This is a genomic window from Comamonas sp. JUb58, assembly GCF_004364775.1.
Taxonomy (GTDB): Bacteria; Pseudomonadota; Gammaproteobacteria; order Burkholderiales; family Burkholderiaceae_C; genus Comamonas.
The window spans coordinates 62,097-78,198 of sequence record NZ_SOAL01000016.1 but is presented as its reverse complement, the minus strand read 5'-3'; the positions used below and the strand labels follow the sequence as shown (position 1 = coordinate 78,198).

The window sequence follows — 16,102 nt, the reverse complement described above, 5'->3', positions numbered from 1 at the left end:
ATCGATGCAGCCACTTTAGGCCTTGCGGCCCCGTTGCGCAGTGCCATTCTTGCGCTGCAATTGAAGCCGCTTCCACTGCCCCACACACCATGCGAGACACCAACAGCAAGCCCGAATCCATTGTGCATGAAGAGCGCGCCCAGCTCGACTTCAGCAAAGACATGAGCTATGGCGACTACCTGCACCTGGACGAGATCCTGAATGCCCAGCACCCGCTGTCGCCCGCGCACGACGAGATGCTGTTCATCGTGCAGCACCAGACCAGCGAGCTGTGGATGAAGCTGATGCTGCATGAGCTGCGCGCCGCCATGCAGGCCATTGCCAACCCCGAGGCCAACACCAAGCCCGAAGCCTTCAAGATGCTCGCGCGCGTTTCGCGCATCATGGAGCAGCTGGTCAGTGCCTGGACCGTGCTGTCGACGATGACGCCGCCCGAGTACACGGCCATGCGTCCCTACCTGGCCAAATCCAGCGGCTTTCAGAGCGCACAGTACCGCTGCATCGAGTTCTCGCTGGGCAACAAGAATGCCGCCATGCTCAAGCCCCATGCGCACCGCGCAGACCTGCTGGCCCAGGTGCAGGCGGCTTATGAATCGCCATCGCTCTACGACATCGCCTTGCAGCTGCTGGCCCGCGAAGGCATTGCCGTGCCGGCCGAGGCGCTGCAGCGCGACTGGACCCAGCCCTATGTGGAGAGCGAAGGCGTCAAGCAGGCCTGGATCACCGTGTACAGCGATCCGCACAAATACTGGGACCTGTACCAGCTGGGCGAGAAGCTGACCGATATCGAGGATGCCTTCCGCCTCTGGCGCTTCCGCCATGTGACCACGGTTGAGCGCGTGATCGGCTTCAAGCGCGGCACCGGTGGCACCGGCGGCGTGAGCTACCTCAAGAAAATGCTCGACGTGGTGCTCTTCCCCGAGATCTGGACCTTGCGCACCAACCTCTGACCCACAGCAACCCCGCCCAGGGGTTGCCCCAAGTGACACTGTGCCGTGCAGAGCCGGCCAGAGTCCTCTATAGTGGCAGGCGCATATAACAAGCCGCGCCCGCCCCCTGCTGGCCGATGGCGCATACAAAAGGACCGGCCCCCTCTGGCCCTGGCTTGTTGCCCGCACTCTCAGCCATGCCGGTCCCACTTACACCCTCCCCCACCGGGCGCCCTGCGGCGCCCTCGTCCACCCTGCTCTGGGCCATGCTGCTGACCTTGCTGTCGGCCTTCTCGCTGAGCCAGGCCTTCCGCACCGTCACCTCCATCATTGCCGATGGGCTGCGCACCGATTTCGGGCTCTCGGCCGAATCGCTGGGCGCCTTTGCCGGGCTGTTTGGCCTGTCGTTCGGGGTGACCCAGCTCTTCATGGGCGTGGGCATGGACCTGTATGGCCTGCGCAAGACCGTGCTCACCGCTTTCCCACTGGCCATTGCCGGCTCGCTGATATCGGCACTGGCGCCCAGCTACCACGGGCTGATGCTGGGCCAGCTGCTGATCGGCATTGGCTGCTCGCCGGCCTTCTTGGCCTGCACCATGTTCATTGCCCGGCATTTTCCGAGCGACCGCTTTGCCTTCATGTCCGGCGTTGGCATGGGCGTGGGGGGTTTGGGCCTGCTGTTTACCGGCACGCCACTGGCCTGGCTGGTGCAGCACCATGGCTGGCGCTGGGGCTTTGGCCTGCTGGCGGTGCTGTGTGCGCTGTCCTGGATTGCGATATTTCTGCGCGTGCATGAGCCGCACCTGCCCAGCGATGACCTGCCCAAGCCCAGCTGGCTCACCGCCGTCAAAGGCTTTGGCGGGCTGCTGTTGGTGCCTCACACCTGGGCCATCGCCATCATGGGCATGGTCGGCTATGCCTCGTTTCTGACGGTGCGCGGCCTCTGGCTCAGCCCCATGCTGATCGACCGCTACGGTTTCTCGCTGGTGGCGACTGGCAACGTGGCCTTGATTGTCTCGATGATCTCGCTGTTCACACCCTCAATCTTTGGCCGGCTGGACCCGGGCCCGGCGCGCCGCCGGCGCCGCATCATCGCCGGGGCGACGGTGATGGCCTGCATCTTCTGCGCGCTGGCCTTTGTGCACCATGCGGCCGCTACGGTGGCGCTGATCATGTTCATGGGCCTGGCCTCGGGTTATTCGGTGCTGCAGTATGCCGATGTGCGCTCCTCCTATCCCAAGGAAACCACCGGCCGCGCGCTGTCGGTCTACACGATGGCCATGTTCCTCGGCGTCGCGCTGATGCAGTGGCTCTCGGGCATCGTCGCCTCCTATGCACAGCACCATGGTGGCGAGATCTACCAGTATGTGATGCTGTTTGTGGCCGGCATGCTGATGCTGGGCTGCCTGGCCTTCCGGTTTCTGCCGCAGTCGCCCTTGCTGGCGCCGCAGACCCCGGCGCGCAGCTGACCGGAGCGGCTACAGCACCGAGGCCGAAGACCCATCGCCCCGGTACAACCAGGGCACATCCATCAGCTTGGCGCCCAGCGCTCGCAGCGCTGTATCCCGCCCCAAGGCCACCAGGCCCCGGGCATGGAATATCTCGCCATTGCGGATCGCACGCGCCTGCACCCGGGCATTGCGCTGCCAGCGGTTGAGGGCATAGCGCCGCAGGCGCAGTGGCATCTCCAGGTCATGCATGGTCAGGGCGCGCTGCAGCTCGGCGGCATCTTCAATCGCCATGCCAGCACCTTGTGCAAGGTAGGGCCGCATCGGGTGGGCGGCATCGCCCAGCAGCGCGACTAGGCCCTGCGCCATCTCCTGGGGGCCAGCCATCGGTGCGCGGTCCGCCAGTGGCCAGAGCCGCCAGGACGCGCCTGTGGCATTCACCGCGTCCACCAGGCCCAGCAATTGGCGGTGCGCGCCGGCCAGGCAACGCTGTAGGTCCGCACCATTGCCGGCATGGTCCCAGTGCTCCAGGTCATCGGGCGCCTGGCCTTCCACAATGATGACCAGGTTCTGCATATCGCCACCCCGCACGGGGTACTGCACCGCATGAAAGCGCGGCCCCATCCAGGCGGTGACCACATCAGTGCGCCAAGCCACCGGCAGATCGCTCTGGCGCACCAGCGCACGGTAGGCCAGGTGGCCGGTCACGCGCGGTGGCGCATCATGCAGCAGGCGCAGCCGCGTGCGGCTCCAGAGGCCGTCGGCACCCACCAGCGCATCGCCTTCAATCTGCTTGCCCTGCTTGGTGGTGATGGTGACGACCCGGCCGTTGTCCTCGTGGTAGTCCACGGGATTGTCCAAATTCAGGTGCAAGTCAGCGCTGGGCCGTATGGCATCGAGCAGCAGCTGGTGCAGATCGGCGCGGTGGATGGTGGCGTAGGCAGCACCATAGCGGGCCACCGCTTGCGCGCCCAGGTCCAGCCGGGCCAGCTCTTGCCCGCTGATCGCATTGCGCGACACCAACGCCTGCGGAAAGGCTGCGACCGCCTGCAACGGCCTTTGCAAACCCCAGGCCTGCAGGCGCCGCACGACATTGGGGCCCAGTTGCACACCGGCGCCCACTTCGCTGAACTGCGCAGCGCGCTCAGACAGGCGCACCTCGGTACCCGCGCGAATGGCGGCCAGCGCAGCAGCCAGGCCGCCGATGCCGCCGCCGGCAATCAAAATCTGTTCTTGCATGCCGCCATTGTGCCCAGATTGCAGGGCGTGCCTTGTGCGCTAGCGCAACAGCCCTCGTGGCTGGCTGCAGCAACGGGGAATGGCTTGGCTCAAGCCGGGCGCAAGCTGGGGAAGCCGTGCAGGCGCTCGAACTCGCCAATCGGCACCGGGCGGCCAAAGTGGAAGCCCTGGAAGCGCTTGCAGCCGTTGCTGACGAGGAAGTCCACCTGCTCGGAGTTCTCCACGCCTTCGGCCACCACTTCGAGCTCCAGGCTCTGCGCCAGCGCCAGGATGGTGCGCACGATCACCGCGTCGCTGACATCGCTCAGCACATCGCTGACAAAGCTGCGGTCGATCTTCAGCTGGTCCAGCGGCAGGCGCTTGAGGTAGGCCAGCGAGGAATAGCCCACGCCAAAGTCATCGAGCGAGAAGCCCACACCACGCTCCTTGAGCTGGCGCATGCGGTTCACGGTCTCGTTGACGTCGCCCAGCAGCAGGTTCTCGGTCAGCTCCAGCTTCAGCCGTGCGGGGTTGGCACCCGTCTGCGCCACAATGCCCAGCACCTCGTCAACAAAGCCCTGGTTGTGAAACTGCCGGGGGCTGACATTGACCGACATGGTCAGCGCCTGGGTGGAGGGGCTGGCTGCCCACAGCGCCAGCTGCTCGCAGGCGGTGCGCATTACAAAATTGCCCAGATCCACAATCAGCCCGGTCTGCTCGGCCAGGTCGATGAACTCGATCGGCATGACCAGGCCACGCGCCGGGTGGCGCCAGCGCACCAGCGCCTCGGCACCCACCAGGCTGCCGCTGCCGTTCATCACCGGCTGGTAGTACACCTGCAGCTCGCCGTCGTGGATGGCCTGGCGCAGGTCGCTTTCCAGGTTGGCGCGCGCATTGACGATGGCCTGCATCTGCGGATCAAAGAAGCGCTGCGTGTTGCGGCCGGCAGATTTGGCTTCGTACATGGCCAGGTCGGCGCGCTTGAGCAGCTCCTGCACCGTCAGCGATTCATGGTCGCCAAACACGGTCACGCCGATGCTGGGCGTGCTGTGGTGGGACTGGCCATCGAGCGCAAACGGCTGCTTGAAGCGGGTGATGACATGCTCGACCACCGAGCGCACATGGGCCTCGGCCTGGTTGCGCTCCGCGCCCAGGTTCTCGACCAGCACCACAAATTCGTCGCCGCCAAAGCGCGCCACCACATCGCCGCTGCGCACGCTGGCAATCAGGCGCTTGCCTACTTCGCAGAGCAGCCGGTCACCCTTTTGGTGGCCCAGCGAATCGTTGAGGTCCTTGAAATTGTCCAGATCGATGAACAGCAGCGCCGCATAGGTGCCACGCTGCTTGCAGGCGATGATGGACCATTCGAGACGGTCCATCAGCATGCGGCGGTTGGGCAGGCCGGTGAGCACATCGAAGAACTCCAGGCGCTCGATTTCCTTGCGGGCGCGGCTGCGTTCGGCCAGGTCACGGCAGATGCACAGCAGGCCGGTGACCTCGCCATTGGCGGCGCGGATGGCCGATTTGGTGATCTCAAAACGGCCCTGGTAGCCGTTGTCGGCAAACTGCAGGGTCTCCTCATAGACCACCGGCGTGTTGCTGTTGCGGGCGCGCAGGTCGGTTTCCCAATCAGAGGGCATGCGCCCTTGCAGGCCCAGGTCCGAGGTGGTGCGGCCGATGATCTGCGCATGCGCCAGGCCCACCAGGCGCTCAAAAGCCTGGTTGCAGTGCAAGAAGCGCCCATCGGCCCCCTTGAGCACGACCAGATCCGGAATCGCACTGACCAGCGACACCAGCTGCGATTGTTGCTCCTGCACACGGCCGACCATCAGCTTTTGCATGGACACATCGTGCGACAGCAGCATAAAGGCATGCGCATCACGGCCTTGCGGGGCGACGAGGATATCGGTCTGGAAATGGCGCAGGCCCTGGGGTGTATCAATGCTTTGTTCAAAGGCCAGCGATTGCCCGGCGCGCAGCCGTGCCAGCCAATCCGGGGCCTGGCCGCGCAGGCTGGGTGCCAGCGCCTCGGTCCAAGGCTGGTCCACCAGGCTGGGCACGCCCAGCCAGTCCAGTTGGGTGCGGTTGGCATGCACGATGGTGCCCGTGCCATCGACCCGCACCACACCGATGGGGGCCTGCTCCAGCCATTCCTCGCCTTGCAGGCGCGAAGGATGGGCCGATGCCCAGCCGACTAGGCTGTGGCGCAGCGAGGCCATGATCAACACCAGCGCCAGCACCGACAGCGCATAGCACCAGGCGGCCTGCTCCAGCAGCATGGCCCAGTGGCTGCCCGCGCCGAACAAGATAGCTGCGGCGCCCACGGCCAAGGCGGCTGCGATTCTCAACACCGTCCAGCGGCCGGACTGGCCGGCAAAATGGCGGCTCTGCAGCGCAGCCCAGGCGCAGCAAGCCAGCATGCCCAGCGGCAACAGATAGCGGCGTACGCCGTCCAGATCGACCAGGCCCTGCGCGACCACGGCCGTGACCGCCACCAGGAGCGCTGTTGCGGTCAGCACCGCGCGATTGCTTTGCAGGTACAGCCACTGGCTGGCCCGGGCCACGGTACCCGGGCTGTTGCGCCGCGCAGACGACAATAAATCTATGGAGACTATCAATAGGCTTATTGATAGCAACAGGTTGACCGCCAACTCCATCCACAAGGCGGGCCGGCTGCCATGTTCAGACATGCGCAGCGGCAGTGCCAGCACCACTGAAAAACCGCCCAGCGCGACGGCGCTGCACACCCACAGCGGGCGGCCCATGAAGGCGCTGCCGGCGGTGCCCTGCAGCAGCAGGCGCCCACCCCAGCCCAAGGTGGCCAGGGCGGCGAGCAGCAGCAGCACCTGCACCCAGGTCTGCAGCGCCCGGGCAAAGCCTACGCCCTGCGCATCGGTGGACACCAAGCCCGCCAACAGCACCCCGCCAGCCAGCAAGCACCACATGATCCGCGTGTGGATCTCGTGCATGCGCCTGCCAAGCGACAAGGGGGTGTAAGGATGGGCCATCGTTGGCTAAATGTAATTAAAAGTAAACTAACGTCCATCTATTTGACCAGTAACGGTCAACAAATGCAAACGGGCCTCGTTGTAAACAAGGCCCGTGTTAGTCGCGCGTAGGTCAGCTCTTACAGCAACTGGCGCAAAACGAAGGGGAGTATACCGCCGTCCTTGTAGTATTCGACCTCGATAGGCGTGTCAATACGCAACACAAGCTCGGCTTCGGTAACGCTGCCATCCACGCGTTGGATGACCAGTTTGGCCTTGCTGCGCGGCGCCAGCGAGGGGTCGGGAACGATGTCGATCAGCTCATCGCCGCGCAGGTTCAGCGTCTCCCAGCTCTCGCCCTGCTTGAACTGCAGTGGCAGCACGCCCATGCCCACCAGGTTGGCGCGGTGGATACGCTCAAAACTGCGCGCCACCACCGCCTTGATACCCAGCAACTGGGTGCCCTTGGCCGCCCAATCGCGGCTGGAGCCGGTGCCGTATTCCTCACCGGCAAACACCACCGTCGGCGTGCCTGCTGCCATATAGCGCATGGCGGCATCGTAAATGAAGAGCTTGCTGCCCTGTTCCTCGCCCGGATTCTGGTACAGCGTCAGGCCACCCTCCTCACGGGATCCATCCGGCTTGGCCGCCAGCATCTGGTTCTTGATACGCACATTGGCGAAGGTGCCGCGCATCATCACCTCGTGGTTGCCCCGACGCGAGCCATAGCTGTTGAAGTCGCTCTTCTTGACGCCGTTGGCCAGCAGCCACTGGCCGGCGGGCGAGCTGTCCTTGATCGAGCCGGCGGGCGAGATATGGTCCGTGGTGATCGAATCGCCAAATAAAGCCATCACTCGGGCCTTACGCACCGCATTGTCGCGCTGCTCGGCACCGGGCTCGGGCGCCGCCAGCGAGAAGTCCTTGAAGAAAGGCGGCTCGGCGATATAGGTGCTGTCCGGCCAGGTGTAGGTGGCACCGGTCACGCCCTTGATCTTTTCCCAAAGCTTGCCGGGTTCGCTGCTGACCTTTTCGTAATTGGCACGGAACGCCTTGCCATTCATCGCAAATTTCATCAGCTTCTGCACCTCGTCGGTGGTCGGCCAGATATCGCCCAGGTAGACGTCACGGCCGTTCTTGCCTTGGCCGACCGGCTCGGTCATCAGGTCCTTGCGCACATTGCCGGCAATCGCATAGGCCACTACCAGCGGTGGGCTGGCCAGGAAGTTGGCGCGGATATTGGGATGGATGCGTGCCTCGAAGTTGCGGTTGCCCGAGAGCACGGCCGCGCAGACCAGGTCATGGTGCTGGATGGCGCTGTTGAATTCGGGCAATAGATCACCGGCATTGCCGATGCAGGTGGTGCAGCCATAACCGGCAATGCTGAAGCCCAGTTGCTCCAGATAGGGCAGCAGCCCCGATTCGGTCAGGTACAAGGTCACCAGGCGCGAGCCGGGCGCCAGCGATGTCTTGATATGCGACTGCACCCGCAGCCCGGCCTTGACGGCCTTCTTGGCCAGCAGGCCCGCCGCCAGCATCACGCTGGGGTTGGAGGTGTTCGTGCAGCTGGTGATGGCGGCAATCAGCACATCGCCGTTGTGCAGGTCCACATCGCGGCCTTCGATGCGCTCGGCATGGGCATCGGCGGCTTCCAACGCGGCTTCTTCGTCCACCACGGCCGGCTTGTTGGCGACCATCTCGACCGCATTGCGCGGCGAGCCGGCTGGCAGAGGCTTAGTCTGCGGCTCGGCCGTCTCGCCAGCGCCATTGATATGCACCTTGACCGGGCGAGCCAGCTGGTCCGCCGGCAGGTTGAAGCCGTTTTGCGCAACCGGTGCGCTGAACAAGTTGTCAAACTTGGCAGCGACCTGGCCGATCTCGATGCGGTCCTGTGGCCGCTTGGGGCCGGCCAGGCTCGGCGCCACCGTGGCCAGGTCCAGGCGCACGACCTGGGAGTAATCAATATCACCGGCCTTGGGCACGCCGTACAGGCCTTGGGCCTTGAAGTAAGCCTCAAACGCGGCAATCTCGGCCTTGCTGCGGCCGGTGCCCTTGAAGTAGTCCATGGTCTTGTCATCGACCGGGAAGAAGCCCATCGTGGCACCGTACTCGGGCGCCATATTGCCGATGGTGGCGCGGTCGGGCACCGACAGGCTGCGCGTGCCTTCGCCAAAGAACTCGACAAACTTGCCCACCACCTTTTCGCGGCGCAGCATTTCGGTGACGGTCAGCACCAGGTCGGTGGCGGTCACGCCTTCGCGCAGGCTGCCCGAGAGCTCAAAACCCACCACATCGGGGGTGAGGAAGTAGACCGGCTGGCCCAGCATCGCGGCCTCGGCCTCGATACCGCCCACACCCCAGGCCACCACGCCCACACCATTGATCATGGTCGTGTGGCTGTCGGTGCCCACCAGCGAATCCGGGTAGTAGACATGTTGCTTGTCCTGGTGCACGCCGCGCGCCAGGTATTCCAGATTGACCTGGTGCACGATGCCAAAGCCCGGAGGCACGACACCAAAGGTGTCAAAGGCCTGCATGCCCCACTTCATGAACTGGTAGCGCTCGTTGTTGCGCTCGAACTCCAGCTTCATGTTCAGGTCCAGCGCGTTCTTGCTGCCGTAGTAGTCGACCATGATCGAATGGTCCACCACCAGATCGACGGGCACCAGCGGCTCGATGGCGCTGGCGTTCTTGCCCATGCGCTCGGCCGTGCTGCGCATGGCCGCCAGATCGGCGAGCAGCGGCACGCCGGTGAAATCCTGCAGCACTACGCGTGCGACGACAAAGGGAATCTCTTCGGTGCGCTCGGCCTGCGGCTTCCAGTTGGCCAGTTGCTCCACATGCTCGGGCAGCACACGCTGGCCATCGCAATTGCGCAAGACCGACTCGAGCACGATGCGCAGGGACATCGGCAGGCGCTGGATATTGGGGAATTGCTTGCTCAGCTCGGGCAGCGAGTAGAACTTGCCCTTGCTGCCTTTTTCCGACTTCTTGGACGAAGCGATCGAGAGGGATTTGAAGGTCGAGGCGAACGCATGTTGCGCTGTCTCTTGCACACCTGATTTCATCGTGACTCCTGTTTTGCGGTATTAGACCGAACGCCGCAAACAGTCTACTCCCGGGGCAGGTCTTGCATATGTCATCCAAAGCCTAAGCCCTGCAATCGTCTATGCAATCAGCAACCTTGGTTTGCGCCTTCGCATTAACCACCGGCATGGCCGCACATCGGTATGGAAATGCGAACCACTCCACAAGCTGCCAATCGGCTGCCAGGCCTCCACAGAATCTACAAAATCGTAAAAAAAATGAATAAGCCTATAGATTAACAAAGACAATTATAGCAAGGCGCTATGAATAATTGCATACATTTAGCATCGATCAGATATGACAGATGGCTTAAGGGATAGTTAGCGACAATCCAGTCCTACAAAAATAGGAGAAATTAAGAAGATATGTGCTAATTTTTATAAAGCTGCCCAAACCGTCGACCCCGCAACGAAAAAAAACCTGCCGAAGCAGGTTTTTCTTTGAAGGATTTCAGACTTAAATCGCGAACTTTTCACGGTCCTGGCCTTCAATCCACTTTGGCGCCTTGCCACGGCCGGTCCAGGTAGCGCCCGTTGCGGGATCGCGGTACTTGGGAGCAACCTTGGAGCCTGCGGAAGCCGAGCGGCCGCGGGCAGGAGGGAATACGTCCTGTTCGGTCAGGCCATAATCCGCCACGAGCTTGCGCACCTGATCGACGGCGGTCTTCAGTTCGTTGCGACGAACTTCTTCACGCTGTTGTTGCAGGGCTGCCAGTTGGGCATCGATTTCCTTCAAAGTAGGCATGTTTAATATCCATTCAATTCGGTTAACGTGGGCAGTATACCTAAAAATGCAATAACCGAGTAAGCCCACACATTTTTCTATTTAAAGGAATGGTAAACGAGGCCCATCCAGCTGTAACTTTTAGTAATCAAGTCCCATCGCATCGACCCGGGCCATTACCTTGTCGACGCGCTTGCCTTCCAGCGCCAACACCTCAAATACCCAGCCTGCGCAGTAAATCTTTTCGCCTAAAGGCGGCAGATGGCCCGATTCCGCCATCAGCATGCCCGCCAGGGTGTTATAGCGGCCTTTGTCCTCATCGGGTAACTCCTTGATTTCCAAACGCGCCTTCAATTCAGACACCGGCATCAGGCCATCGAGGTACCAGGAACCGTCCTCATTCTGTACCGCCCAGGCTTCGCTGGCGGCACCCGGTTTGAGCTCACCGGTAATCGCTTCCAGCACATCGCGCGGCGTGATGATGCCCTGCACCACCCCGTATTCATCAACGACGAAAATCATGCGGCCCGCACGGGCACGGAATTGCTCCAGCAGTTCAAAACCGCTCAGCGTTTCAGGCACATAGCTGGCCGCCACGGCCACCTTGGCAATCGAGGTGTTGTGGGTATCGACCACGTCGAGCAGCTGCGCCACGCTGACCAGGCCCACCACGTTGTCCAGGGATTCGCGGCAAACCGGGTACCAGGAATGCGCGCCCTTGCCGCTGGAGGCGCGCACCTCATGCAAGGCCTGCGCCACCGTCAGATTGGCATCCAGCCATTCCACATCGCCACGTGGCACCATCATCGAAATCAGCGGGCGGTCGTCCAGATGGAATACGTTTTGCACCATTTGGTGTTCGTGGTGCTCAATCACGCCGGCGTCTCGCCCTTCATCCAGGCTGGCGACGATTTCCTCTTCGGTCACCGCGCGGTCCGATTCATCCTTGATGCGCAGCAGGCGCAGCACGCCTTGTGCAGAAATGGCCAGCAGCCACACAAAGGGCTTGGCAATTCGGGACACCCAGGTCAGCGGCAGCGCAATGATGCGCGAGGACGCTTCGGGGTACATCTGGCCAATGCGTTTGGGCACCAGCTCGCCAAACACAATGGTCATGAAGGTAATGACAATAATCACCGTGGTGGTGGCCACCACCGAGGCAAACGAGGTCGGCATGCCCCAGGTGATCAGCCATTGCGCCAGCCCGTCGCTGAACGCTGCTTCACCAAAAATGCCGTTGAGCATGCCGATCGAGGTGATGCCAACCTGAATCGAGGACAGAAATTGGGTAGGATTGCTGAGCAGATCCAGCGCCGCCTTGGCGCCCTTGTCGCCACTTTCGGCCATGGCCAGCAAACGGGACTTGCGGCTGCTGGCGAGCGCCAGCTCGGACATGGCGAAGACCCCGTTCAACAAGGTCAAAAGCGCGATCAAGAGTACGTCTAACAAAATAGTTCACAGGTAGTTCTACAAGCATGTCACTTTACTGTATCGGCGATATCCAAGGCTGCGATAGCGCTTTGGGCCGTCTGCTGACCAAAATCGATTTCTCGCCCAGCCGCGATACCGTTTATCTGCTGGGCGACCTGGTCAACCGGGGACCGGAATCCGCCCAGACCCTGCGCCGCTGCATGGCTTCGGACGGCAGCATCCTGGCCTTGCTGGGCAACCATGACCTGCATCTGCTGGCCGCAGCGCATGGCCGGCGCAAGTTCTCCCGGCGCGATACCCTGCTGGAAGTGCTGCAGGCGCCGGATGCCGCGCAGTTGCTGGAATGGGTACGCCAGCAGCCGCTGGCCCGCACGCACACCTTGGGTGGCGAGCAATTGCTGATGGTGCATGCCGGTGTGCACCGCAGCTGGGACGCCGCCGACACGCTGCGCTATGCCGCCGAGGTAGAGGCCGTGCTGCGCAGCGACGCGTTGACCAGCTTCTTGCAAGCCATGTATGGCAATACGCCCGCGCAATGGGATCCGCAACTGAGTGGCATGGAGCGCCTGCGCATGATCACCAATGTGCTGACCCGCATGCGCTTTTGCCATGCCGATGGCAGCCTGGATTTTGAGAGCACCGAAAGCCTGGCCGAAGCCCCTGAAGGCCTGACCGCCTGGTTCGACCTGCCCGGCCGCGCCACTGCCAACACCACCATCGCCTTTGGCCACTGGTCCACCTTGGGCGATCTGCAACGCCCCCACCTGCTGGCGCTGGATACCGGCTGCGTCTGGGGCGGCTGCCTGAGCGCGGTACGCTTTGGCAACAGCCTGGCTGAGCGCGAGCTGATCCATGTGGATTGCGAGCAGGCCCAGCAGCCGGGCTGAGCGCAACAAAAAAGGCCTCAGCGGTTAGCTGAGGCCTTGGTCCATCGTCGTTACAGCGATTATTCAGAAGCAGGCGAAGGCTTGAACAGCGCTGCCACCTTGCGGCGTGGCTTGATGCCGGGGCCGCGTGCCGGTGCTGGCTTGGCATTTGCATCCCAGGCAGCAGGCTCGGCCGCCTTGGGCTCGTAGGGCTTGTCAAAGAAGGGATCGCGCGAGACGGGTGCCGGGCGGTAGCGCTCGCGGCGGTCCTGGCCTTCGTCTTCGCGGGGTGCGCGGCGGTCGCGGCTGCGCGAGTTGTCGCGCTCACGGCCGGCTTCACGCTCACGGCGCTCGCGGTTGCCATCGTTGAAACGCTCGCGCTGGGGCTGCTCGTCGAGGCCAAAGTTTTCGACGTCGATCTTTTTCTTAATCAGCTTTTCGATGTCCGACACATGGCGGGCATCGGCATGCGAGACCAGGGTGACGGCCAGACCCGATGCGCCAGCACGGCCGGTGCGGCCAATGCGGTGCACATAGTCTTCGGCATTGAAGGGCACATCGAAGTTGAAGACAGCGGGCACATCCTTGATGTCCAGACCGCGCGCGGCCACATCGGTACAGACCAGCAGATCCACTTCGCCTTGCTTGAAGGCTTCGAGCGCCTTGAGGCGTTCGTCCTGGCTCTTGTCGCCATGCAGCGCTGCGGCACGCAGGCCTTCACGCTCCAGGGTGCGGGCCAGGCGCGAGCAGCCCAGCTTGCTGTTGACGAACACAAAGGCCTGGCGGATCTGGCGATCCCGCAGCACCTTGGTCAGCACACGGCGCTTGTCGTCGTCCGAGGCGGCGTAGAAACGCTGCTCGACGGTGGATGCGGTTTCGTTGGGGCGTGCAACCTCGATCGTGATCGGGTCTTGCAAGTAGCTGCCGGCCAGGCGCTTGATCTCGGGCGAGAACGTGGCCGAGAACAGCAAGGTCGTGCGCTTTTTGGGCAGGAAGGACAGGATGCGCTGCAGATCGGGCAGAAAACCGATGTCGAGCATGCGGTCGGCCTCGTCCAGCACCACGTACTCCACCTGGTTGAGCACCGCGTTCTTGGCCTCGATGTGGTCCAACAGGCGGCCGGGCGTTGCCACCAAGATTTCCACGCCCTTTTTCAGCTCCAGGGTCTGGGGCTTCATGTCCATGCCGCCGAACACCACAGTGCTGCGCAGCTTGGTGTGTTTGGCGAACTGGGCAATCTGCTGGGCGACCTGGTCGGCCAGCTCACGCGTTGGCAGCAGCACCAGCGCACGCACCGGGTGGCGGGCAGGCGATGCCGAGCTGTTTTCGTGCACCATCATCCGCTGCAGCAGCGGCAGTGAGAAAGCAGCTGTCTTGCCCGTGCCAGTTTGTGCCGCGCCCATGACGTCCTTGCCAGTCAGCACCACAGGGATCGCCTGTGCCTGAATGGGAGTCATGGATGCGTAGCCCATCTCGGAGATGGCTTTGGCCAGGGGCTCGGCCAGATGAAGGTTGGAGAAAGAATTTGTCATGTAAGCCCCCTATTGTCGCACTGCAGACAAATCGGCGCTTGGCTTAACCCTGTCTTGCCTTACGGATTCGCCCCGCGCCAGTGCAAATCCTGGCAGACCAGCGTAGATGCTGCTGCCAGAGACTGCAGCCCGGGGTGTTGCAGCCGACGGGCCCAGCCCGGTTTTTGCGGCTTGGGCCCGGTGCATCACAGGCTACCGGCCTGGAAGGTGTCGCAAGACTGGACGCTGCCTGTCTTGTAACCCTGGGTGAACCAGCGCACGCGCTGGGCGCTGGAGCCGTGGGTAAAGCTGTCGGGGCGCACGGTGCCGGTGGCTTCGCGCTGCAGCTTGTCGTCACCGATCTGCTGGGCGGCATTCACCGCCGATTCGATATCGCCCTGCTCCAGCCAGCTCTTGGCCTGCTGCGAATGGTTGGCCCAGATGCCGGCATAGCAGTCGGCCTGCAGCTCCAGGCGCACCGACAGTGCGTTTTGCTCGCGTTCGCTGATGCGGCCGCGCATCGCATCGACCTTGCCCGAGATACCCAGCAGGTTCTGCACATGGTGGCCCACCTCATGCGCCACCACATAGGCACGTGCAAACTCACCGGGCGCGCCCAGTTGGCGGCTCATGGTGTTGAAGAAATCCATGTCCAGGTAGACCTTCTGGTCACCGGGGCAGTAGAACGGGCCCATCGCCGATTGGCCGGTGCCGCAGGCGGTGCGCGTGACGCCGGTAAACAACACCAGGCGCGGAGCGCGGTACTGGGCACCGCCCTTGGTAAAGATATCGGTCCAGACATCTTCGGTCGATGCCAGCACGGTGGAGACGAACTTGGCACCCTGGTCATTGGCCGGCGGCGCCTTGGCCGGGCCTTGCTGCGTGGGCGCGGGCGAGCCGCCACCCGAGAGCACGCCAATGGTGGTGAGCGGGTTGATACCGAACACGCCCCAGCCAATCAGCGCCAGCACCACGGTGCCAATGCCGATGCTGCGCCCGCCCAGGCCAAAGCCTCCGCCACCCCCACCGCCGCCATCGCCGCGGCGGTCTTCCACATTGCTCGATTCGCGGTTGCCTTCCCATTTCATGGTCGCTCTCCTTGCAGTGCCCTGGCACTGCCTCTGTTATTGATCCGCCTACAGTAGCGCATTTGGGGTGGGCCGGTCCGTAAGACCGGCTCCCGAGCGCGCAGAAAAACCGCCTGCAGCGCCCCCATTGAAGAAAATTTGCAAAGCCCCGGGCCACACTGCCACCTGCCAGTAAAAAAGCCACTCCAAGACGGGAGTGGCTGCGGTACTGGGCGGGGCGTTTTCAGGCCTTTGGCAAGGTGACGCCGTGCTGGCCCTGGTACTTGCCATTGCGGTCCTTGTAGCTCACCTCGCAAGGCTCATCGCCGCGCAGGAACAGCACCTGCGCGCAGCCCTCGCCGGCATAGATCTTGGCCGGCAGCGGCGTGGTGTTGGAGAACTCCAGGGTCACATAACCTTCCCACTCGGGCTCGAACGGCGTCACATTGACGATGATGCCGCAGCGCGCATAGGTGCTCTTGCCCAGGCAGACGGTCAGCACATCGCGCGGAATGCGGAAGTACTCAACGGTGCGGGCCAGCGCAAAGCTGTTGGGGGGAATGATGCAGTAATCGCCTTCGAAATCGACAAAGCTCTTCTCGTCGAAGTTCTTGGGGTCGACCACGGTGCTGTGGATGTTGGTGAACACCTTGAATTCGCGGGCGCAGCGGATGTCGTAGCCATAGCTGGAGGTGCCGTAGCTGATGATTTTCTTGCCATCCACCTGGCGCACCTGACCGGGCTCGAAGGGCTCGATCATGCCGTGCTGTTCCGCCATGCGGCGAATCCACTTGTCGCTTTGAATGCTCATGTCTGAAAAAACTCCTAGGCGGCATTG

Annotated in this window: 11 protein-coding genes; 3 read left to right on the top strand and 8 right to left on the bottom strand. The window is 62.9% G+C overall.

Annotation, left to right across the window (positions count from 1 at the left end; translation table 11 throughout):
* The first annotated feature begins 89 nt into the window (after window positions 1–89).
* Both kynA and EDF71_RS17470 read left to right on the top strand, forming a co-directional pair.
* On the top strand, window positions 90–950 hold the full coding sequence (kynA, locus tag EDF71_RS17475) for a tryptophan 2,3-dioxygenase (protein WP_133857836.1): 861 nt from the start codon (window positions 90–92) through the stop codon (window positions 948–950).
* 176 nt (window positions 951–1,126) lie between these two features.
* A complete protein-coding gene (locus EDF71_RS17470; protein WP_133857835.1) occupies window positions 1,127–2,398 on the top strand; it encodes an MFS transporter in 1,272 nt (423 codons plus the stop codon).
* Between the two features lie 9 nt (window positions 2,399–2,407).
* Here the strand turns inward: EDF71_RS17470 and EDF71_RS17465 are convergent, their stop codons facing one another.
* From EDF71_RS17465 to EDF71_RS17445, 5 genes are all read right to left on the bottom strand, one after another.
* A complete protein-coding gene (locus EDF71_RS17465) occupies window positions 2,408–3,616 on the bottom strand; it encodes an FAD-dependent monooxygenase (RefSeq protein WP_133857834.1) in 1,209 nt (402 codons plus the stop codon).
* Window positions 3,617–3,705: 89 nt separating this feature from the next.
* Window positions 3,706–6,564: a bifunctional diguanylate cyclase/phosphodiesterase gene (locus EDF71_RS17460; protein ID WP_166656572.1), complete on the bottom strand. Its 2,859-nt coding sequence runs from the start codon at window positions 6,562–6,564 to the stop codon at window positions 3,706–3,708.
* A 158-nt stretch (window positions 6,565–6,722) separates the two neighbouring features.
* Window positions 6,723–9,647, bottom strand: coding sequence for an aconitate hydratase (locus tag EDF71_RS17455; RefSeq protein ID WP_133857832.1), 2,925 nt, complete (start codon window positions 9,645–9,647; stop codon window positions 6,723–6,725).
* Between the two features lie 475 nt (window positions 9,648–10,122).
* A complete protein-coding gene (locus EDF71_RS17450) occupies window positions 10,123–10,410 on the bottom strand; it encodes an H-NS histone family protein (protein ID WP_021027731.1) in 288 nt (95 codons plus the stop codon).
* A gap of 120 nt (window positions 10,411–10,530) precedes the next feature.
* On the bottom strand, window positions 10,531–11,811 hold the full coding sequence (locus tag EDF71_RS17445) for a hemolysin family protein (RefSeq protein WP_347876678.1): 1,281 nt from the start codon (window positions 11,809–11,811) through the stop codon (window positions 10,531–10,533).
* 53 nt (window positions 11,812–11,864) lie between these two features.
* Between EDF71_RS17445 and EDF71_RS17440 the strand changes: the two genes are divergently transcribed.
* Entirely contained in the window at window positions 11,865–12,707 is an 843-nt protein-coding gene (locus EDF71_RS17440; RefSeq protein ID WP_133857831.1) for a symmetrical bis(5'-nucleosyl)-tetraphosphatase, read from the top strand.
* A gap of 59 nt (window positions 12,708–12,766) precedes the next feature.
* On the opposite strand, the gene EDF71_RS17435 is transcribed toward EDF71_RS17440, so the two are convergent.
* From EDF71_RS17435 to dcd, 3 genes are all read right to left on the bottom strand, one after another.
* Window positions 12,767–14,218, bottom strand: coding sequence for a DEAD/DEAH box helicase (locus tag EDF71_RS17435; protein ID WP_133857830.1), 1,452 nt, complete (start codon window positions 14,216–14,218; stop codon window positions 12,767–12,769).
* Between the two features lie 185 nt (window positions 14,219–14,403).
* Window positions 14,404–15,285, bottom strand: a complete 882-nt coding sequence (locus EDF71_RS17430; protein ID WP_133857829.1) for a neutral zinc metallopeptidase — start codon at window positions 15,283–15,285, stop codon at window positions 14,404–14,406.
* Window positions 15,286–15,508: 223 nt separating this feature from the next.
* Window positions 15,509–16,075, bottom strand: coding sequence for a dCTP deaminase (dcd, locus tag EDF71_RS17425; RefSeq protein ID WP_021027736.1), 567 nt, complete (start codon window positions 16,073–16,075; stop codon window positions 15,509–15,511).
* Window positions 16,076–16,102: the final 27 nt, after the last annotated feature.

Bases quoted from the DNA above. Each gene is read 5' to 3' on its own strand.
- kynA (WP_133857836.1), top strand. From the start codon at position 90: ATGCGAGACACCAACAGCAAGCCCGAATCCATTGTGCATGAAGAGCGC.
- EDF71_RS17470 (WP_133857835.1), top strand. From the start codon at position 1,127: ATGCCGGTCCCACTTACACCCTCCCCCACCGGGCGCCCTGCGGCGCCC.
- EDF71_RS17465 (WP_133857834.1), bottom strand. From the start codon at position 3,616: ATGCAAGAACAGATTTTGATTGCCGGCGGCGGCATCGGCGGCCTGGCT.
- EDF71_RS17460 (WP_166656572.1), bottom strand. From the start codon at position 6,564: ATGCACGAGATCCACACGCGGATCATGTGGTGCTTGCTGGCTGGCGGG.
- EDF71_RS17455 (WP_133857832.1), bottom strand. From the start codon at position 9,647: ATGAAATCAGGTGTGCAAGAGACAGCGCAACATGCGTTCGCCTCGACC.
- EDF71_RS17450 (WP_021027731.1), bottom strand. From the start codon at position 10,410: ATGCCTACTTTGAAGGAAATCGATGCCCAACTGGCAGCCCTGCAACAA.
- EDF71_RS17440 (WP_133857831.1), top strand. From the start codon at position 11,865: ATGTCACTTTACTGTATCGGCGATATCCAAGGCTGCGATAGCGCTTTG.
- EDF71_RS17435 (WP_133857830.1), bottom strand. From the start codon at position 14,218: ATGACAAATTCTTTCTCCAACCTTCATCTGGCCGAGCCCCTGGCCAAA.
- EDF71_RS17430 (WP_133857829.1), bottom strand. From the start codon at position 15,285: ATGAAATGGGAAGGCAACCGCGAATCGAGCAATGTGGAAGACCGCCGC.
- dcd (WP_021027736.1), bottom strand. From the start codon at position 16,075: ATGAGCATTCAAAGCGACAAGTGGATTCGCCGCATGGCGGAACAGCAC.